Source organism: Rhodococcus spelaei (genome assembly GCF_006704125.1).
Taxonomy (GTDB): Bacteria; Actinomycetota; Actinomycetes; order Mycobacteriales; family Mycobacteriaceae; genus Rhodococcus_G; species Rhodococcus_G spelaei.
This window is the reverse complement of record NZ_VIGH01000003.1, coordinates 127,421-146,411: the sequence shown is the minus strand read 5'-3', so window position 1 is coordinate 146,411 and position 18,991 is coordinate 127,421. Positions and strand designations below refer to the sequence as shown.

At 69.6% G+C, this 18,991-nt stretch carries 16 protein-coding genes and 1 tRNA gene; 12 read left to right on the top strand and 5 right to left on the bottom strand.

Features of this window, described 5'->3' with window-relative positions; genetic code table 11:
• Window positions 1-62: 62 nt before the first annotated feature.
• Together FK531_RS07385 and FK531_RS07380 are read left to right on the top strand one after the other, a co-directional pair.
• The gene (locus tag FK531_RS07385) at window positions 63-911 is read left to right on the top strand and encodes an alpha/beta fold hydrolase (RefSeq protein WP_142097105.1); all 849 of its coding nucleotides are present in this window, start codon (window positions 63-65) and stop codon (window positions 909-911) included.
• The gene (locus FK531_RS07380) at window positions 908-1,489 is read left to right on the top strand and encodes a TM7S3/TM198-like domain-containing protein (RefSeq protein ID WP_142097101.1); all 582 of its coding nucleotides are present in this window, start codon (window positions 908-910) and stop codon (window positions 1,487-1,489) included. The genes FK531_RS07385 and FK531_RS07380 overlap by 4 nt, the downstream gene beginning before the upstream one ends.
• Here FK531_RS07380 and FK531_RS07375 read toward each other — a convergent pair.
• Window positions 1,462-2,838, bottom strand: a complete 1,377-nt coding sequence (locus FK531_RS07375; protein ID WP_142097098.1) for an MFS transporter — start codon at window positions 2,836-2,838, stop codon at window positions 1,462-1,464. The two genes, FK531_RS07380 and FK531_RS07375, sit on opposite strands and share 28 nt — an antisense overlap.
• A 146-nt stretch (window positions 2,839-2,984) precedes the next feature.
• Here FK531_RS07375 and FK531_RS07370 point away from each other — a divergent pair, with 146 nt between their 5' ends.
• A complete protein-coding gene (locus FK531_RS07370; RefSeq protein ID WP_142097095.1) occupies window positions 2,985-3,908 on the top strand; it encodes a GDSL-type esterase/lipase family protein in 924 nt (307 codons plus the stop codon).
• Window positions 3,909-3,954: 46 nt separating this feature from the next.
• Here FK531_RS07370 and FK531_RS07365 read toward each other — a convergent pair whose 3' ends face one another.
• Window positions 3,955-4,857: a hypothetical protein gene (locus FK531_RS07365; protein WP_246097991.1), complete on the bottom strand. Its 903-nt coding sequence runs from the start codon at window positions 4,855-4,857 to the stop codon at window positions 3,955-3,957.
• 130 nt (window positions 4,858-4,987) lie between these two features.
• Here FK531_RS07365 and FK531_RS07360 point away from each other — a divergent pair, with 130 nt between their 5' ends.
• The 5 genes from FK531_RS07360 to FK531_RS07340 all read left to right on the top strand — a co-directional run bounded on the left by FK531_RS07360 (window position 4,988) and on the right by FK531_RS07340 (window position 11,738).
• Window positions 4,988-5,515, top strand: a complete 528-nt coding sequence (locus FK531_RS07360) for a PadR family transcriptional regulator (RefSeq protein ID WP_142097092.1) — start codon at window positions 4,988-4,990, stop codon at window positions 5,513-5,515.
• Window positions 5,516-5,678: 163 nt separating this feature from the next.
• Entirely contained in the window at window positions 5,679-7,685 is a 2,007-nt protein-coding gene (locus tag FK531_RS07355) for an NADPH-dependent 2,4-dienoyl-CoA reductase (protein WP_181762879.1), read from the top strand.
• Window positions 7,686-7,732: 47 nt separating this feature from the next.
• The gene (gene cmrA, locus FK531_RS07350; protein WP_142097087.1) at window positions 7,733-8,536 is read left to right on the top strand and encodes a mycolate reductase; all 804 of its coding nucleotides are present in this window, start codon (window positions 7,733-7,735) and stop codon (window positions 8,534-8,536) included.
• Window positions 8,537-8,646: 110 nt separating this feature from the next.
• A complete protein-coding gene (gene lysA / locus FK531_RS07345) occupies window positions 8,647-9,990 on the top strand; it encodes a diaminopimelate decarboxylase (protein ID WP_142097084.1) in 1,344 nt (447 codons plus the stop codon).
• Between the two features lie 104 nt (window positions 9,991-10,094).
• Window positions 10,095-11,738 carry an AMP-binding protein gene (locus tag FK531_RS07340; protein ID WP_142097082.1) on the top strand — a complete coding sequence of 548 codons (1,644 nt, stop codon included), beginning with the start codon at window positions 10,095-10,097 and terminating at the stop codon, window positions 11,736-11,738.
• Window positions 11,739-11,800: 62 nt separating this feature from the next.
• Here FK531_RS07340 and FK531_RS07335 read toward each other — a convergent pair whose 3' ends face one another.
• The gene (locus tag FK531_RS07335) at window positions 11,801-13,615 is read right to left on the bottom strand and encodes a helicase HerA-like domain-containing protein (protein WP_142097079.1); all 1,815 of its coding nucleotides are present in this window, start codon (window positions 13,613-13,615) and stop codon (window positions 11,801-11,803) included.
• Window positions 13,616-13,699: 84 nt separating this feature from the next.
• On the opposite strand from FK531_RS07335, the gene orn reads away from it, so the two are divergent.
• Together orn and FK531_RS07325 are read left to right on the top strand one after the other, a co-directional pair.
• Window positions 13,700-14,299 carry an oligoribonuclease gene (gene orn, locus FK531_RS07330; protein WP_142097076.1) on the top strand — a complete coding sequence of 200 codons (600 nt, stop codon included), beginning with the start codon at window positions 13,700-13,702 and terminating at the stop codon, window positions 14,297-14,299.
• A 92-nt stretch (window positions 14,300-14,391) separates the two neighbouring features.
• A tRNA-His gene (locus tag FK531_RS07325) sits at window positions 14,392-14,464 on the top strand.
• A 149-nt stretch (window positions 14,465-14,613) separates the two neighbouring features.
• Here the strand turns inward: FK531_RS07325 and FK531_RS07320 are convergent.
• Window positions 14,614-15,570: an electron transfer flavoprotein subunit alpha/FixB family protein gene (locus tag FK531_RS07320; protein WP_142097073.1), complete on the bottom strand. Its 957-nt coding sequence runs from the start codon at window positions 15,568-15,570 to the stop codon at window positions 14,614-14,616.
• Between the two features lie 47 nt (window positions 15,571-15,617).
• Window positions 15,618-16,418, bottom strand: a complete 801-nt coding sequence (locus tag FK531_RS07315; RefSeq protein WP_142097070.1) for an electron transfer flavoprotein subunit beta/FixA family protein — start codon at window positions 16,416-16,418, stop codon at window positions 15,618-15,620.
• Between the two features lie 179 nt (window positions 16,419-16,597).
• Between FK531_RS07315 and FK531_RS07310 the strand changes: the two genes are divergently transcribed.
• Together FK531_RS07310 and FK531_RS07305 are read left to right on the top strand one after the other, a co-directional pair.
• Entirely contained in the window at window positions 16,598-17,428 is an 831-nt protein-coding gene (locus FK531_RS07310) for a class I SAM-dependent methyltransferase (protein WP_435531035.1), read from the top strand.
• Window positions 17,429-17,451: 23 nt separating this feature from the next.
• On the top strand, window positions 17,452-18,978 hold the full coding sequence (locus FK531_RS07305) for a 1,4-alpha-glucan branching protein domain-containing protein (protein ID WP_142098148.1): 1,527 nt from the start codon (window positions 17,452-17,454) through the stop codon (window positions 18,976-18,978).
• The last annotated feature ends 13 nt before the right edge of the window (window positions 18,979-18,991 follow it).

The following is an 18,991-nucleotide window of genomic DNA, read 5'->3' as shown; positions in this document are numbered from 1 at the left end:
ACAGGCATGTGCGAGCAGCCGCCACCGGCACCGCAACGACCGCGAGTGATCTTGGGGGACACATGGATCCGACCGCCTTCGCCACCACCGTCGAGGTCGGCGACTACACCTTCGACGTGACGACCGCCGGTCCGGCGGACGGCGCGCCGGTCCTGATGCTGCACGGCTTCCCCGAGACCGCCGCCTGCTGGCGCCCGATCACCCCACTGCTCACCGCGGCCGGACTCCGGGTGATCGCACCCAGCCAGCGCGGGTACTCCGCCGGCGCCCGGCCGGTCGGCGTCGAGCACTACGGAATCGCCAACCTGGTCGGCGACGCGGTCGGCCTGCTGGACACGTTGGGGATCGAGAGCGCCCACCTGGTCGGTCACGACTGGGGCGCCGCGGTGGCCTGGGTGGTCGCCGCGGGCCACCCCGACCGGGTACGCACGCTCACCGCGGTGTCGGTGCCGCACCCGGCCGCGTTCGGCTGGGCGCTCCGCGAGGACGAGGACCAACGCCAGCGGTCGCGCTACATCGGAGTGTTCCGGCACGGCGACTCCGCCGAGCGGGCGCTGCTCGCCGACGACGCCCACCGCCTGCGGGCGGTCTTCGGCGACGTCGACCCCACCCAGGTCGCGGAGCACGTGCGCACCCTCGCCGAACCGGGCGCGCTCACCGCCGCCCTGTCCTGGTACCGGGCCATGGGCCGCGAATTCGGCGACATCGCGCCGGTGACCGTGCCCACCACCTACGTCTGGAGCAACGGCGACGAGGCACTCGGCCGGGCGGGCGCGGAGCGGTGCGGCGAATTCGTCGACGCTCCATACCGTTTCGTCGAACTGGACGGCATCAGTCACTGGATCCCCGAACAGGCACCCGGCGCGCTCGCCGACGCGGTCCTCGCACGAATCGAAGGGAACGGGAAATGAGCGGACTGGCGGTAGTCCTGGTCGGAGCCCTGCTGTGCTTCTGGGGCATCCGGTCGTTGCACCTGGCGGTGCTGGCCTCCGGCTTCGGCCTCGGCTGGTTGATCACCGACCTGTTCAATCCATCGCTCTGGACGTCGTTCCTCTTCGCGCTGATCGGCGCGGTTGCCGCGTGGGTCGTCACCACCCTCGTCTTCAAGTTCTCCGCCTACTTCATCGGCGGGCTCACGGGCGCGATGGCGGGCGCGAAACTCGCGGACGTACTGCAACCCGGTGACAAGAACTGGGCGCTCGGCGCGATCGTGGTCGTGGCCGTCGCGGTCGCCGGGGCCTTCCTCGCCGACAAGTACCGGGCCCGAGCACTGCTGTGGCTGACCTCGATCGGCGGCGCCAGCATGATCCTGAGCGGCCTCGGGAGGATGACCAGCGCGCTCACCTTCCTCCGGGACCCCAATCCGGGCTGGCAGCAGGTCACCTCGACGCTGATCTGGATCGCGCTCGCTGCGGCCGGCTGGATCGTGCAGCGCCGACTGTTCGCGGAAAAGCTCGGGATTCAGCGCGCGGAGGGCGCCAAGCGGTAGTCGGGCTGCGCACCACGTGCCGGTGCACGCACCGGGAGCAGCGCCGCGAGACCGACCGCGAGCACCACGAGCAGTCCGATGATCCCGGCTCGGTCGCTGGCGAACATCCACGCGAACAGCCCGAACAGCGTCGGCGCCAGAAACGAGACCGCCCGGCCGGTCGTGGCGTACAGGCCGAACATCTGCCCCTCCCGGCCCACCACCGTGATCCGGGTCAGGAAGGTGCGCGCCGCCGACTGCGCCGGGCCGACGAACAGGCACAGCAGCAGTCCGAAGATCCAGAACCCGACCGGCCCCGACACCACGAGCAGCGCCGCCCCGACCGCCAGCATCGAGCCGAGCGACCCGACGATCACCGCCTTCGGTCCGAGTCGGTCGTCGACGCGACCCGCCGCCAACGCCCCGCCCGCCGCCACCACGTTCGCTGCGACACCGAACAGCAGGACGTCCGAGGACGCGATGCCGTAGACATTGACCGCCAGCACCGCGCCGAAGGTGAACACGCCTGCGAGCCCGTCCCGGAACAGCGCGCTGGCCACCAGGAAGTAGATGGTGTGCCGGTCGGCGTTCCACAGCTCGCGCAGGTCCCGCCACAGCACCCGGTACGAGGCGAGGAACCCCACGTTCCCTGCAGTCACAGCTCCCGAGGCCGCACCCGAGAGGTCCGGACCCGTCTGCGTGCGCGGCAGTTCCGGAACGGCGAACAGCACCGGGATCGCGAACACGGCGAACCAGACCGCCGCCAGCACCGCCACCAACCGGATGTTGAGTCCGCCGTCGGTGCTCAGCGCGAAGAGCCCGCGGGTGTCGCCGTCACCGGTGATGAATCCGAAGTAGCACACCAGCAGGAGCACGATGCCGCCGAAATAGCCCATCGCCCACCCGAACCCGGAGACCCGACCGATGTTCTCCGGGGTGGACACCTGGCGGAGCATCGCACTGTAGGGCACCTGGGCGAGCTCGAAGATCACCGACCCCACACCGAGCAGCAGCAGTCCGAGCCACAGGTACTCGTAACTGTCCCGCACCAAGAACATCAACAGCATGCAGACGACCACCGCGGCGGTGAGCAGCGCCAGCGAACGCCGTCGGTGCCCGGTCGCATCCGACCGCTGGCCCGTGACGGGGGCGAGCAGTGCGATGCACAGTCCCGCGGCACCGAGCGACCAGCCCAGCCAGCTGCTCGCCGACACCGAGCCGGGCAGGTTCTCCCCCACCGCGTCGGTGAGGTAGACCGAGAACACGAAGGTGACGATCACCGCGTTGAACGCGGCCGAACCCCAGTCCCACAAGCCCCAGGCGAATACCTGCCTGCGGGTGACGCCGTCGCCGACCACCGGTGCGCTCATACGGCGAGCCTAGGCGAGCGAGTGCCGCCGGTACCCGTCACCGCGACGTAACGATTTCCCCAGTTCGCGTCGTGGGCGGCGGTGCCGGCCATACCCTTTCGAGCGGTCCGTCATTCTGGTCGGTTCACACAGATCTGGAGGCACCCATGCTCTCTCGACTTCTGCCCGTCGCCGTTGCCGTCGCGGCCGTCTCGATCGGATTCGCCGGCGCTCCCGCCGTCGCCGCGCCGACCGTCCCGCCGGAGAATCCGACCGACACGTACTACGTCTCGATGGGTGATTCCCTCGCCGCGGGCTATCAGCCGAACACGAAGAAGGACGAACCCGTCTCCTACAGCGATCTCCTCTACAAGACGTTGAAGGAATCCGACCCCAACCTGCAGTTCGTGCGCATCGGATGCGATGGCGAGACCACCGTGTCGATGATCAACGGCGGCAAGTGCGTCTACCCCGACGCGAGTTCCCAACTCGACTTCGCCACCAAGTTCCTGGCGGCACATCAGGGGCGGGTCAAGTACCTCACCCTCACCGTCGGCGCCAACGACATCTACCACTGCCTGACGGCCGGATCCGGATCCGCGGGCCTGCCCGATGTCGGCTGCATCGCGCAGAGCCTCGGCACCATCGGCACCAACCTCGGGAAGATCACCGGCGAACTGCACAAGGCCGGCGGCAAGGACCCGCACTACGTCGGGATGAACTACTACGACCCCGCACTCGCCAGCTGGCTCAAGGGCGGCACGTCCCAAGTGGTAGCGCAGGGCACCGCCGCCGCGAACAACCTGCTCGCCGCGACCATCACCACTGCGAACAGCGCGAACGGGTTCAAGACTGCCGATGTTCTGAACGCGTTCTCCAACAACGACGTCCTCACCACCGTCGACGTCCCGCCCTTCGGAACTCTGCCCCGCAATGTCGCGAGAATCTGCGAATGGACGTGGATGTGCTCGCTCGCCGACATCCACGCGAACCCGGTCGGGCATCAGGTCATCGCGGACACGTTCCTGCCGCTGCTGACCACGAACGCGGCCGGCACGGTCACCAAGTCGGGCGGGTCCAGCGGGTCCTGAACCCGCACACCGCCGGCAGCGCCGGGCAACTTGCATGCAGATCGCCTCACCACGTCGGACTCAGTCGAGGCGGTAGGCGCCTGGCGTTGTTTGCGGCGATCAGCGTCGCAATCCGTTCCGCGTCCCGGCGTGACCAGGCGTCGTCAGCAAGGCCCGTGACGAGGAACCCCGACAGCGCCCGGCGGAACAGTTCGGCGCCGACGAGGAACAGTTCGGGCAGCCCACAGCCGTCGGTGGAGAACAGCACCGACCGCAGCGGCGCGAGTTCGAGCAGTTCCGCCAGCACCCGACCCGCTCCGGTGACGACGTTCGACGCCCACCGTGCGGCTGCGTCGGCGACCTCGCTCGCGGCCGGGCGATCCGGCGCCAGGTCGAGGCCGACCCGGTACCCGGCGATCGACTTGAACGCGACCGCGGTCACGGCCGCGGTCGCCAACGCGTCCCGGCACGACTCGGCGAACTCGGTGGCACCGCACCCGACGATCATCCGCTCGGCCACGGACTCCAGCCGGACGATCTCCCGCGCCGGCGCACCCGCGAGGGCTGCCAACTCGTTCGGCAGCGTCAGACTGTCTCCCCGAAAACCGGTGTCCACCAGGAACTCTGATATTCCAGCAGCGCGCAGCAACCGCCGGGCCACCTCGTCGGGACCGAGTTCGGCGCGGCGCGCGAGGTAATCCTCGGCGCCCGCGTGCGGCGCCAGGCCGAGCGGCGCGGCGCAGAAGCGGCGGACCGCGAGGCCGGCCTGGGTGTCGAACATGGTGCCGTGCCAGCGTCCGGGACCGTCGGCCTCGCACAACCAGGACTCGAACCCGTCGCGATCGAGAGGGTCGCGCAGCACGCCGTGGCAGTGATGGTCGACCAGACCGATCCGCCCGACGAACCGCGCAATGTCCTGTTCGCCGGATCCCGCGGATCCGGCCGGCGCTCCGTCGGATGACCGTGCCATCGGTGCCATTCTGCCGCTGATTCGATCCGCACGGAGGAGATCGCGACGGCGCGCCCGTCGGGCCACGGAGGCCCCTCGACGCCTATACATCCAGTTGCATAGTCACCTCGTTGCATAGATACTGAGTCGCGTGGCACTCGAACACGCACTACTGGTCTCGCTGTCGGAACAGTCCGGCTCGGGATACGAACTCGCGCGCCGATTCGGCAAGTCCATCGGCTTCTTCTGGAACGCCACCCACCAGCAGATCTATCGCGTGCTCAAGCGGATGGACGAGGCGGGCTGGGTGGACGCGCGGACAGTCGGCCAGGACGGCCGTCCCGACAAGAAGGTCTACCGCGTCAGCGACGCGGGCCGCACCGAACTGCAGCGCTGGATCGCCGAGCCGACCGAGCCGGGCCAGTTGCGCAACGAACTTGCCGTCAAGATTCGCGCCGCCTCCCTCGGTGATCTCGCCGACGTCAAGGCGGAGGTCGCCCGACACCGCGACGACCACGCACGCCGCCTCGAGGTCTACCGACTGATCGAGAAGCGCGACTTCCCCGCACCCGACCGGCTTTCCGGCCCCCAACTGCACCAGTACCTGGTCCTCCGCGGCGGCATCCGCGTGGAGGAGGGCTTCACCCTGTGGTGCCAGGAGGTCCTCGATGCCCTCTAGTTCCGGTCGCTCCGCAGGCTCCGCTCCTGTCAACCCTGGTCGCTCCGCAGGCTCCGCTCCTGCCAACCCTGGTCGCTCCGCAGGCTCCGCTCCTGCCACCGATCACCGTCCCGAACCCGACGACCGAGAGGCCGCCCCCGTGAGCAACCCGTACCCGAATCTGATGTCCCCGCTGGACCTGGGGTTCACCACCCTGCGCAACCGCGTCGTCATGGGGTCGATGCACACCGGGCTCGAGGACCGCGTCCGCGACATCCCCAAGCTGGCAGCCTATTTCGCCGAACGCGCCCGCGGCGGCGTCGGGCTGATCGTGACCGGCGGCTACGCGCCGAACCGCACCGGATGGCTGGTGCCGTTCGGCGCCGAGATGATCACGAAGGCGCAGGCCCGGCGACACCGCACGGTCACCGACGCCGTGCACGCCGAGGGCGGCAAGATCGCACTGCAGATCCTGCACGCCGGCCGGTACTCGTACAACCCGCTCAGCGCCTCGGCCTCCTCGATCAAGGCCCCCATCAACCCGTTCCGACCGCGCGCACTCACCGGCCGCGGCGTCGAGTCGACCATCGGCGACTTCGTCCGCTGCGCGCGACTCGCCCGATCTGCCGGCTACGACGGCGTCGAGATCATGGGCGGCGAGGGCTATTTCATCAACCAGTTCCTCGCCCCGCGCACCAACAAGCGCACCGACAAGTGGGGAGGCTCGGCGGAGAACCGTCGCCGCATCGCGGTCGAGATCGTCCGACGCACCCGCGAGGCCGTCGGCCCGGACTTCGTCATCCTGTTCCGGCTGTCCATGGCGGACCTGGTCGAGAAAGGCCAGACCTGGGACGAGATCGTCACCCTCGCACGCGAACTCGAGGCCGCCGGCACCACGATCATCAACACCGACATCGGCTGGCACGAGGCGCGGGTCCCGACCATCGTCACCTCCGTGCCCCGCGCGGCGTTCGTCGACTTCACCGAGCGCCTGGCCCGCGAGGTGACCATCCCGGTGTGCGCGTCGAACCGCATCAACATGCCCGAGACCGCCGAGGAGATCCTCGCCCGCGGTGACGCACAACTGATCTCGATGGCCCGGCCGATGCTTGCCGACCCCGACTGGGTGCGCAAGGCCGAGGCGGGACGCAGCGACGAGATCAACACCTGCATCGCCTGCAACCAGGCCTGCCTCGACCACGCCTTCGGCAACAAGAAGGTGTCCTGCCTGCTCAACCCCCGTGCGGGCCGCGAAACCGACCTCGTGCTCTCCCCCACCCGGCGACGCAAGAACGTCGCGGTGGTCGGGGCCGGACCCGCCGGACTGTCCGCGGCACTGAACCTGGCCCAGCGCGGGCACGAGGTGAACCTGTACGAAGCCGGCGACGAGATCGGTGGCCAGTTCGGCATCGCGCGTCGGATCCCCGGCAAGGAGGAGTTCGCCGAGACGATCCGCTACTACACCCGCCAACTCGAACTGGCCGGGGTCGAGGTGCACCTGGGCACCCGGGTCGACGCGCGGCGGCTGATCGACGGCGGCCACGACGAGATCGTGCTCGCGACCGGCGTCACCCCGCGGATTCCCGCGATCCCCGGCATCGAGCACTCCAGTGTGCTGTCGTACGCCGAGCTCGTCCGCGACGGCCGACCGGTCGGCGAGCGGGTCGCGGTGATCGGGGCGGGCGGCATCGGCGTCGACGTCTCCGAGTTCCTCACCCACGAACGTTCCCCGGCGCTCGATCTCGAGGAGTGGAACCGCGAGTGGGGCGTGACCTCCGACGAGTCCGCCGCCGGCGCGCTCACCGAACCGCGGTCCACCCCGTCCGCACGCGAGGTGTACCTGCTCCAGCGCAAGACCACCCCGATCGGCGCGGGCCTCGGCAAGACCTCCGGCTGGGTCCACCGCGCCGCGCTGAAGAAGAAGGGCGTGCACCAGATCTCCGGCGTCAACTACGAGCGGATCGACGACGAGGGCCTGCACATCACCTTCGGTGAGAAGCGGGAACGGCCGCAGGTGGTCGCCGTCGACAACGTGGTGATCTGCGCCGGCCAGGAGTCGGTACGCGACCTCGAAGCCGACCTGACCGCGGCCGGGTTGCCCGTCCACGTCATCGGCGGCGCCGACGTGGCCGCCGAACTCGACGCGAAGCGGGCGATCGAGCAAGGTACGCGGCTCGCGGCTGCGCTGTGACAGGGCACCGCGCTCGCGGCGACGGTGTAGCGGTTAGCCTGACCACCGTGAGCCTGCCTACCCCCACCCCCGACACCCGCGCGGTCGTGACCGGCGCCTCCTCCGGCATCGGCGAGGCGCTGGCCACCGAGCTGGCCGCACAGGGCCATTCGTTGATCCTCGTCGCTCGCCGCGGCGACCTGCTCGATGCCCTGGCCGCGAAGCTGACCGCCGCCCACGGGGTCACCGTCGAGGTGCGGGCGGTGGACCTGTCCGACCGCGACAAGCGCGCCGCGCTCACCGAGGAACTCGCGCACCGCCCGGTCAGCATCCTGTGCAACAACGCCGGCATCGCGACCTTCGGGCCGGTGTCCGAGCTCGACGCCGGCTACGAGCGGGCCCAGGTCGAGCTCAATGCCGTTGCCGTGCACGACCTCACGCTGGCGGTCCTGCCCGGCATGATCGAGCGCCGCTCGGGCGGCATCCTCAACGTGGGGTCCGCGGCCGGCAACATGCCGATCCCCAACAACGCGACCTACGCCGCCACCAAGGCCTTCGTCAACACCTTCTCCGAGTCGCTGCGCGGCGAGCTGAAGGGGTCCGGCGTGCACGTGACGCTGCTCGCGCCGGGCCCGGTGCGCACGGAAACGCCCGACCCCGCCGAGGCGTCCATCGTGGACAGGCTGGTGCCCGACTTCTTCTGGATCTCGAGCGAGTACACCGCGAAGGTCTCGCTCGACGCACTCGCGAAGAACAAGATGCGCGTGGTGCCGGGCATCCTCAGCAAGGGCATGTCGGTCGCCGGGCAGTACAGCCCGCGGGCGGTGGTGGCCCCGATCGTCGGCACCTTCTACAAGAAGCTGGGCGGCTAGTCGGTTCGCGTCAAAACCGCCCCCGCCGGCGTCAAGGGCCCGTCAAGGGTGCGGTGAGCGGGGATCTCGGGGAGTACTCCGGAGGGTGACATCCACCCAAGGAGACCACGGTGACCCTGCTCGAGATCTTCCCGTCGCTGCGCTCGGCAATGACCCCGCGCCTCGACCCCGCCGTCTGGCCGGACGGCACCCACGTCGACGACCACGGTCGCATCACAGTGGCCGGGGTGGCGCTGGCGGACATCGCCGACCAGTACGGCACGCCCAGCTACGTCCTCGACGAGATGGACCTGCGCGGCCGGTGCCGGACCTACCGGGAGGTGTTCCCGGAGGCCGAGATCGCCTACGCCGGAAAGGCGTTGCTCACCCGCGCGGTGGCGTCCTGGGTGACCGAGGAGGGGCTCGCACTCGACGTGTGCTCGGCGGGGGAACTGGCCATCGCACTGTCCGCCGGCGTCGACCCGCGGCGAATCATCATGCACGGCAACGCGAAGACGCCCGCTGAACTGGCTGCGGCGCGGACGGCCGGGGTCGGTCGGATCGTGTTGGACTCGGTCACCGAGATCGCGCTGCTCGCTTCGTCGCTGACCCGCAGGCAGAACGTCCTGATCCGGGTCACGCCCGGCATCGACGCGCACACCCACCCCGCGGTGGCCACCGGCGTCACCGACCAGAAGTTCGGTTTCCCGCTCGCCCACGGTCAGGCCGACGACGCCGTCCGGCGGGTACTCGGGCAACCGCGACTGAACCTGGTCGGCCTGCACTGCCATCTGGGCTCGCAGATCACCGACGCCGCACATTTCGCGACCGCAGTGCACCTGATGGTCGGGCAGATGGCGCAGATCCGGCTCGACCACGGGCTGATCCTCACCGAGCTCGATCTCGGTGGCGGACACGGTATCTGCTACCGGCCCGACGATCCGCAGCTGGACCTGAGTACGTTGGCCGGCGCGATCGAGAACGCGCTCGACGAGGCGTGCGCTCGGTACCGGTTCCCGCGCCCGCGAATCACTCTCGAACCCGGCCGCGCGGTCGCGGGCAGGGCGGGAGTGACCGTGTACCGGGTGGTGTCGGTCAAGCACATAACCGGCGGCCGGACCTTCGTCTGCGTCGACGGCGGCATGAGCGACAACCCGAGGGTCGCGCTGTACGGTGCCCGCTACAGCGTCGCGCTGGCGAATCGGCACTCGTCGGCGGCGCCCGCCGTCGTCACGGTCGCGGGCCGGCACTGCGAGTCCGGCGACGAGCTGGCGGTCGACGTCGAGCTGCCGTCGGATCTGCACCCGGGTGACGTCCTCGCCGTCCCCGGGACCGGGGCCTACCACCACAGCCTCGCCTCCACCTACAACGCGGTCGGCCGGCCGCCGATCGTCGCGGTGCGCGACGGCCGCAGTCGCGAGTTGATCCGGCGCGAGACGGTCGAGGATCTGCTGCGCCGCGAGGCATCCCGCTAGCAACATCGGCACCCACTGGCGCCAGTCCTTACCGACGAGTAAGTTGACTGTGCTGTGGTCGGAACCACAGCACAGTCCCGTTGCCGCCAGGAGGACACTGCCCGATGCCGAGCCTTGCCGGAGCCACCGACCTGATCAAGGGGCTCGTCCCCATCACCAAGGCCGGCATCGTCGGACCGATCGGACCGAGTGCCCTCACCGGCGTGGTCTCCGCCTGGTTCCAGTGGGACTTCACCGCGGGCGGCTTGCTTGCCGTCGCCGCCCGTCGCAGCGGCGACCGGATCGCCGTCGTCGACGATCTCGGCTCGGTCAGCTACCGCCAGCTCGACACCGACGCACACGCGCTCGCCGTCGCCCTCCGCGACCGCGGCCTGCGTGAGCGCGGCCGGATCGGGATCCTGGCCCGCAACCACCGGGGCTTCCTCGTCGCGATGGGCGCATCGTCGCGGCTCGGCACCGACCTGGTGCTGCTGAACACCGGCGCGTCGACCACTCAGCTCGCCGAGGTGGTCGTCGAACAGAAACTGGACTGGCTGCTCGTCGACCCCGAGTTCACCGGGCTGATCCCCGACAGCACGCTGCGGGTCGCGGTGTTCGAGGACCCCGGGCACGTCGAGGACGGGACCTCCGGCGCCGAGGGCTGGGCACGATTCGACGGGCTGATCGAGGACGGCAGGCGCGGCGGCGCGGGATCACTCGACCGCCGGCCCCGACGCGGTCGGATCATCGTGCTGACCTCCGGCACCACGGGCACCCCCAAGGGCGCCTCGCGACCCGAGCCGCGCAGCTGGATGCCCGCGTCCGCGGTGCTGTCCCGACTGCCGCTGCGCAGCACCGAGACCACCGTCGTCGCGTCCCCGATCTTCCACACCTGGGGTCTGGCCGCCACCCAGATCGCGTTGGCCTTGCGGTCGACGATGGTGCTGAGCCGCCGGTTCGACCCCGCCGCGACGGTCGCGTCGGTCGCCGAGCACGAGGCGAGCGCGCTGTGGGTGGTGCCGACGATGCTGCAGCGGATCACCGACCTGCCGTCCGGCACCCGCGACGCGGACCTGTCGTCGCTGCGGGTGATCGCGGCGAGCGGATCCGCGATCCCGACCGGCGTCGTGCACAAGACCCTCGAGGTGTTCGGTCCGGTGCTCTACAACTTCTACGGCTCCACCGAGGTGAGCTGGGCGTCGATCGCGCAGCCGCACGAGATGGCGCAGCACCCGGCCACCGCCGGCCGCCCTCCGCTCGGGACGGTGGTGCGGATCCTCGACGAGGACGGGAACCCGGTCCCGGACGGCGAGGTCGGCCACGTCTTCGTCGGCAACGGGATGCTCTTCGAGGGCTACACCCGCGCCGGCAGCGACAAGCAGGTGCGCGACGGTCTGATGTCGACCGGCGACCTCGGACACTTCAACGAGGACGGTCTGCTCTTCCTCGACGGTCGCAGCGACGACATGATCGTCTCCGGCGGCGAGAACGTCTACCCACGCGAGGTCGAGAACCTGCTCAGCGAACTGCCCGGCGTCCTCGAGAACGCCGTGGTCGGGATCGAGGACCCGGAGTTCGGTGCCCGCCTGGCCGCCTATGTCGTGCGCACCGACGACGCCGCCGGCGGCGCCCTGACGTCCGACGACGTGCGCGCCCACGTCAAGGCCCACCTGGCCCGGTTCTGCGTGCCGCGGGAGGTCGCGTTCCTCGACGAACTGCCGCGCAACCCGACCGGGAAGGTCGTGCCCCGACTGCTCCCGCCGGTGTGAGGCGGCTCCGCCGCCCGTGCGCGCCGTTCACCCCGGTTGGGGTGAACGGCGCGCACAGTGCGTCAGCGCCTGCGGCGGCTGGTCCCGAAGATGGACCGCGAGATTTCTCGTCCGGCGACAGTCGCCGCGGACCGCAGGAAGCTCTTGACCGCGGTGTTCTCCATGATCCGCTCCACGGCACTGGGCTCGTCCGGGGCGGGCGGCGGCAGGTCGGGCAGGTCCGGTAGCGCAGGCGGTAGGTCGAGCCCGTCGCTCTGTGCTCCCGACACCTTCGCGGTCAACCGCTCGTAGGCCGACTCCCGGTCGATCGTCTCCCCGTACTTCGCATGCAGCGGGCTGGCCGCCGCCGCCACCCGGATCGCCGGTTCCCCGATGGTGTCCATCAGCGAACGCGGCGGCGGAATCTTCGCCCATGCCACCGGAGTCGGCGCGCCCTTCTCGGAGAGCACGGTCACCACGGCCTCTCCGGTGCCCAACGAGGTGAGTGCCTTCTCGAGGTCGTAGTGCTCGGTCTTCGGGTAGGTCCGGACCGTCTTGGTGAGCGCCTTCTGGTCGTCCGGGGTGAACGCGCGCAGCGCGTGCTGGATGCGCGCGCCGAGCTGCGAGAGCACGTTGTTCGGCACGTCCGTCGGCAGCTGCGTGCAGAAGAACACGCCGACGCCCTTGGAGCGGATCAGCTTGACGGTCTGCTCGACCTGCTGCAGGAAGGCCTTCGACGCGTCGGCGAACAGCAGGTGCGCCTCGTCGAAGATGAACACCAGCTTCGGCTTGTCCACGTCGCCGACCTCGGGCAGCGTCTGGAACAGGTCGGCCAGCACCCACATCAGGAACGTGGAGAACATCACCGGCCGGGCGGCCTGCGCGCCCAGCTCGAACAGCGTGATGACGCCCTTGCCGTCGGGGCCGACCCGCAGCAGGTCCGCCGTGTCGAGTTCGGGTTCGCCGAAGAAGGTGTCGCCGCCGTCCGCCTCGAGGTTCGCCAGCGCCCTCAGGATCACCCCGGCCGTCGCCGACGACACCCCACCGATGCCCTTGAGGTCGGCCTTGCCCTCGTCCGAGGTCAGGTGCGCGATGACCGAGCGAAGGTCCTTGAGGTCCAGCAGCGCCAGGCCCTGGGTGTCGGCCCAGTGGAAGATCAGTCCCAGGGTGGACTCCTGGGTGTCGTTGAGGCCCAGCACCTTGCTGAGCAGGATCGGCCCGAAACTCGTGATGGTCGCGCGCACCGGGATGCCGATGCCACCGGTGCCGAGCGACAGGAACTCGACCGGGAACGCCGTCGGCGCCCAGTCTGCGATGCCGGTTTCGACGGCCCGTGCGGCGATCTTCTCCCCCGCCTGGCCGGGCGCGGACAGTCCGGACACGTCACCCTTGACGTCGGCCATCACCACGGGAACGCCTGCGGCGGAAAGCTGTTCGCAGATGCCCTGCAACGTCTTGGTCTTGCCGGTGCCGGTCGCACCCGCGACGAGCCCGTGCCGGTTGAGCGTTGCCAGCGGAATACGCACGCGCGCTGTGGAATCGACGACACCGTCGACGATGATCGTGCCGAGCTCGAGCGCCCCGCCGTCGAAGGAGTAGCCGGCCGCGATCTCCTGGGCCGCGCCGCCTGGTGCGCTCGGCGGCGATGGGGACGGGGCCGTGGGCGCGGTGGCCGGAGCGGGCTCCTTGGCCGGTGTCTTCGCCGCGGCCACCTGCGCGGCGTGCTGCTTCTCCGCGTCCTGCGCCTGCTGCAGCGCGGCCTCCGCCGCTGCCGCCGCTTCGGCCGCAATCCGGGCCGCCTCCTCGGCTGCGGCCTTTGCCGCGGCCGCCTTCGCCGCGAGCTCGTCCGCGCTGCTTGTCTGCCCGGAATCCCCGGATGCGGTCGGATCCACCGTCATTCATGCCCTCCTCGGAGCAGCAACTGCCGCGAATGTGTCCACCGCGAACCCTAGCCGAGATCACCGTGACTACTGTGGATGCTCGTGCAGGACAAACTTGTGTGGATCGATTGTGAAATGACCGGACTGCGGCTCGGCACCGACAAGCTGATCGAGGTGGCCGCACTGGTCACCGACAGCGACCTCAACATCCTCGGCGACGGAGTCGACATCGTCATCCATGCCGATGACGACGCGCTCGCCGGCATGCCGGACGTGGTCAAGGAGATGCACGCCAAGTCCGGACTCACCGAGGAGGTCCGCGCTTCTACCGTGACCCTCGAGGAGGCCGAGCGGCGCGTGCTCGAGTACATCAGGGAACACATCCCCACGGCGGGCACCGCACCGCTGGCGGGCAACTCGATCGCCACGGACCGCGGCTTCCTCACACGGGACATGCCGCTCCTCGACGAGTACCTGCACTACCGGATGATCGACGTCAGCTCGATCAAGGAACTGTGCCGCCGCTGGTACCCGCGGATCTACTTCGGCCAGCCGGAGAAGGGTCTCTCGCACCGGGCCCTCGCCGACATCAAGGAGTCGATCCGCGAGCTGAAGTACTACCGACGCACGGCGTTCGTCGCCGACCCCGGCCCCTCTACCAGCGATATCGCCGCAGTGGTCAAGGATTTGGTCGCCGAATAGATACCGATTGGCAACTTGGCCCCGGAACACGCTAGTATCGTCCACGCTGCTGACGCACAGTCCCGCAAGGGGCGGAGCGTCGGAAAGCGATGGTGACCGTAGTTCAGTTGGTAGAGCACCAGGTTGTGATCCTGGCTGTCGCGGGTTCGAGTCCCGTCGGTCACCCGAAGAAAGGCCCCCGACTCCGGTCGGGGGCCTTTCTCGTTGTGTAGGCGATCTCCTCACGTTGGGCCGTCGAAAGAGGAACGCCCGCCGTTCTCCCTCGAGGGAGAGCGGCGGGCGTTCGAAGTCGTGCAGATGAAACTGTGCAGGCGTCAGCCCTTGTGAGCCTTCACGGCCTCGGTGAGCTGCGGTGCGACGTTGAACAGGTCGCCCACGACGCCGTAGTCCGCGATCTCGAAGATCGGGGCCTCTTCGTCCTTGTTGACCGCGACGATGGTCTTGGACGTCTGCATGCCGGCGCGGTGCTGGATGGCACCGGAGATGCCGAGTGCGATGTACAGCTGCGGAGAGACCGTCTTGCCGGTCTGACCGACCTGGAACTGACCCGGGTAGTAGCCCGAGTCGACCGCGGCGCGCGACGCGCCGACTGCGGCACCGAGCGAGTCGGCGAGCGCCTCGACGACCGAGAACTTGTCGGCGCTGCCGACACCGCGACCACCGGAGACGACGACCGACGCCTCGGTGAGCTCGGGGCGGTCGCCACCGACGATCGGCTGACGCGAGGTCACCTTGACGGCGCTCTCGTCCTGGGCGGGCACCTCGACGGTGACCTGCTCGGCCGCGCCGGCCTGCGGCTGGGCCTCGACGGCACCCGGGCGAACCGAGATGACCGGGACCTCGCCGTTGGCCTTCGCCTCGACGGTGAACGCGCCACCGAAGATCGAGTGCACGCCGGTACCGTCGGCCTTGACGTCGATGACGTCGGAGAGCAGACCGGAGCCGATGCGCGCGGCGAGGCGGCCCGACACCTCCTTGCCCTCGGTGCTGGCGGCGGTGATGACGGCGGCCGGGCTCGCGGTCTCGACGAGCGCGGCGAGGACGTCGACCTTGGGGGTGATCAGGTAGCCGTCGATGTCGTCGGACTCGGCGACGTAGATCTTCGCGGCGCCGGCTGCGGCGAGCGCATCGGCGAGCTTGGCCGCAGTGCCGGCCGGACCGGTGACGACCGCGGCCGGCTCACCGAGAACGCGGGCTGCGGTGATGAGCTCGGTGCTGACCTTCTTGAGCGCACCCTCGTTGTGCTCGACGAGCACGAGTACTTCTGCCATGGCTTACTTCTCTCCTACGTCTGTGTCTGCTGGTTGAGGGGCGCGGATCAGATGATCTTCTGGCCGACGAGGTAGGCGGCGATCTTGGTGCCGCCGTCGCCCTCGTCGCTGACGCGCTCGCCAGCGGTACGCGGGGGCTTGGGGATCGAGGCGGTGACGGTGGTGCCCGCGTTCGCGACGCCCACGGTCTCCGGGTCCACGCCGAGGTCGGCGAGGGTGAGGACCAGAACTTCCTTCTTCTTCGCGGCCATGATGCCCTTGAAGGACGGGAAGCGCGGCTCGTTGATCTTCTCGGTGACCGAGACGATCGCGGGCAGGGAGGCCTCGAGGCCGAAGATGCCCTCGTCGGTCTCACGCTCGCCGGTGGCCTTGCCGTCGGCGACGGTCAGCTTGCGCAGCTGGGTGAGCTGCGGGATGCCCAGGTACTCGGCGATGATCGCGGGCACGGCGCCGACGCGACCGTCGGTCGCCTCGTTGCCGGCGATGACCAGGTCGGCCGCCTCACCGTTCTCGAAGCTGATCTGGCCGAGCGCGGCAGCGAGGGTCCAGCCGGTCTGGATGGCGTCGGAGCCGTGCAGCGCCGGGTCGTTGACGTGCACGGCCTTGTCGGCACCCATGGACAGCGCCTTGCGGATGGCGTCGGTGGCGCGGTCGGGACCGGCCGACAGCACGATCACCTCGCCGCCCTGGGCCTCCTTGATGAGCAGTGCCTCCTCGACGGCGCGCTCGTTGATCTCGTCGAGCACGGCGTCCGCTGCCTCGCGGTCGAGCGTGAAGTCACCATCGGTGAGCTTGCGCTCGGACCAGGTATCGGGGACCTGCTTGATCAAAACGACGATGTTCGTCATGGGTCTTCGTCGACCTCCTGTGTCTGTCTTCTCAGCGAGCGGCGCCGGATGGGCCGAGCTCTGGGTATTCATCTGTTCGCACGATGACCGTGCGTGACATTACCTCACACTAAGTTACCCGCAGGTAACTTATGGCGAAATCCCGTTCACCATAACGGCCGGGAGGACCATTGGCGGCTGTGATGTGGACCACCCCGCCACCGAATGGAACACGTGGCACTAATCTCGAACCGGTGAGTAACACATCAGTGCCGACTTCAGCCGACGCGACCCTGCCGCTGACCGGCGAGCGCACCGTCCCCGGCGTGCCCGAGGAGAACTACTGGTTCCGCCGCCACGAGGTGGTCTACCGACAGCTCCTGGAACGCACTGCCGGTCGGGTCGTGCTCGAGGCCGGATCCGGAGAAGGCTACGGCGCCAACATGATTGCCGACGTTGCCGACAAGGTCATCGGCCTCGACTACGACACCTCCGCAGTCGAGCACGTGCGCGCCCGCTACCCCCGCATCGACATGCGCCAGGGCAATCTCGCGGACCTCCCGATCGAGGACGCGAGCGTCGGGACCGTGGTCAACTTCCAGGTGATCGAGCACCTCTGGGACCAGGCCCAGTTCCTGGCCGAGTGCTTCCGCGTGCTCACGCCGGGCGGCGAGTTGCTGATCAGTACCCCCAACCGGATCACCTTCTCCCCCGGCCGGGACACCCCGCTCAATCCGTTCCACACCCGTGAGCTCAACGCCGCCGAGATGACCGAACTCCTCGAGGAGGCGGGATTCGTCGTCGATCTCATGACCGGTGTGCACCACGGCCCCCGGCTGCGCGAGCTGGACGCCAAGCACGGCGGCTCGTTCATCGACGCCCAGATCGAGCGGGCGCTCGCGGGCGAGCCCTGGCCCGCCGAGCTGGTGAGCGATGTCGAGTCGATCACCGTCGACGACTTCGCGCTGGTCTCGGCCGACATCGACGCGAGCCTCGACCTCGTCGCGATCGCCCGGAAGCCCACGCCGTGAGCGACGCATCACAGGAACCGGGCATGTTCTGCCTCGTCCTGCACTCGCACCTGCCGTGGCTCGCCAACCACGGCAGGTGGCCGGTCGGCGAGGAGTGGCTCTACCAGTCCTGGGCGGCGTCGTACCTGCCGCTGACCCGGGTGCTGCGCACCCTCGCCGACGAGGGTCGCGCGAACCTGCTCACGCTGGGCATCACTCCGGTACTGGCGGCGATGCTCGACGACCCGCACAGCCTGTCGGGGATGTACCACTGGCTCGGCAACTGGCAGCTGCGTGCGCACGAGGCCGCGCTGATGCCCGACCAGCCGCGCCGCGACCTCGGCGCCCGCGAACACCGACTGTCCGCGCAGGCGCTCACCGAGTTCGAGGAGCTCTGGGCGCACGGCGGCTCGCCGGTGCTGCGACGCCTCGTCGACGCGGACACCATCGAACTGCTCGGCGGTCCGCTCGCGCATCCCTTCCAGCCGCTGCTGCACCCCCGCCTGCGGCGGTTCCAGCTGTCCGAGGGCCTGGCGGACGCCCGGTCCCGGTGGGGCACACAGCCTTCCGGAATCTGGGCACCCGAGTGCGGCTACACCCCCGGCATGGAACGCGAGTACCAGGCCGCGGGCATCACGCACTTCATGGTGGACGGACCCTCACTGCGCGGCGACACCTCGCTCGGCCGTCCGGTGCGCGAGTCCGACGTGGTGGCCTTCGGTCGCGACCTGCAGGTCTCCTACCGGGTCTGGTCCCCGAAATCCGGCTACCCCGGCCACGGCGCCTACCGCGACTTCCACACCTACGACCACGACACCGGCCTCAAGCCGTCGCGGGTCACCGGGCGCACCGTCGACTCGAAGGACAAGGCACCCTACGACCCGGAGCTCGCCGCCGCCGCGGTCGACCGGCACGTCGCGGACTTCGTCGACACCGTCAAGGCCCGCATCCGCGCCGAACGCGACCGCACCGGACGGCCCGCGCTGGTCGTCGCGGCGTTCGACACCGAACTGTTCGGCCACTGGTGGTTCGAGGGTCCGCAGTGGCTCGAGAAGGTGCTGCGGGCGCTTCCCGAGGCCGGCGTCGAGGTCGGCACCCTGTCCCAGGCCCGCGCGAAGGGGTACGTCGGCGAGCCCGTCGAACTCACCGACTCGTCCTGGGGCAGCGGCAAGGACTGGCGAGTGTGGGCGGGCGACCAGGTCTCCGACCTCGTCCAGCTCAACTCCGAGGTGGTCCAGACCGCGCTCGACACCGTCGACAAGGCCCGCGGCTCCCAGCGCGCCCCCGGCAGGCCCGAGCTGCGGGACCGGGTGAACGACCAGATCCTGCGCGAGGCGATCATGACCGTGCAGAGCGACTGGGCGTTCATGGTGAGCAAGGATTCCGCGGCCGGATACGCCCGCGACCGAGCCCACAAGCACGCCCACGCCACCCGCGAGATCGCCGACGCCGTCTCGTCCGGGCAGACCGAACGGGCCCAGCGCCTCGCGGACGGATGGCACCTGGCCGACGGCCTCTTCCCCGGCCTCGACGCACGACGCCTGCCCGACCACGCCGAGAGTTCGACATGAACCGGGAGTGCCC

Excerpts from the sequence above, each read along its gene's own strand:
- FK531_RS07320 (WP_142097073.1), bottom strand. The coding sequence starts at position 15,570 with ATGGCAGAAGTACTCGTGCTCGTCGAGCACAACGAGGGTGCGCTCAAG.
- FK531_RS07305 (WP_142098148.1), top strand. The coding sequence starts at position 17,452 with ATGTTCTGCCTCGTCCTGCACTCGCACCTGCCGTGGCTCGCCAACCAC.
- FK531_RS07340 (WP_142097082.1), top strand. The coding sequence starts at position 10,095 with ATGCCGAGCCTTGCCGGAGCCACCGACCTGATCAAGGGGCTCGTCCCC.
- FK531_RS07380 (WP_142097101.1), top strand. The coding sequence starts at position 908 with ATGAGCGGACTGGCGGTAGTCCTGGTCGGAGCCCTGCTGTGCTTCTGG.
- FK531_RS07385 (WP_142097105.1), top strand. The coding sequence starts at position 63 with ATGGATCCGACCGCCTTCGCCACCACCGTCGAGGTCGGCGACTACACC.
- FK531_RS07365 (WP_246097991.1), bottom strand. The coding sequence starts at position 4,857 with ATGGCACGGTCATCCGACGGAGCGCCGGCCGGATCCGCGGGATCCGGC.
- FK531_RS07335 (WP_142097079.1), bottom strand. The coding sequence starts at position 13,615 with ATGACGGTGGATCCGACCGCATCCGGGGATTCCGGGCAGACAAGCAGC.
- FK531_RS07355 (WP_181762879.1), top strand. The coding sequence starts at position 5,679 with ATGTCCCCGCTGGACCTGGGGTTCACCACCCTGCGCAACCGCGTCGTC.
- FK531_RS07315 (WP_142097070.1), bottom strand. The coding sequence starts at position 16,418 with ATGACGAACATCGTCGTTTTGATCAAGCAGGTCCCCGATACCTGGTCC.
- FK531_RS07375 (WP_142097098.1), bottom strand. The coding sequence starts at position 2,838 with ATGAGCGCACCGGTGGTCGGCGACGGCGTCACCCGCAGGCAGGTATTC.
- FK531_RS07370 (WP_142097095.1), top strand. The coding sequence starts at position 2,985 with ATGCTCTCTCGACTTCTGCCCGTCGCCGTTGCCGTCGCGGCCGTCTCG.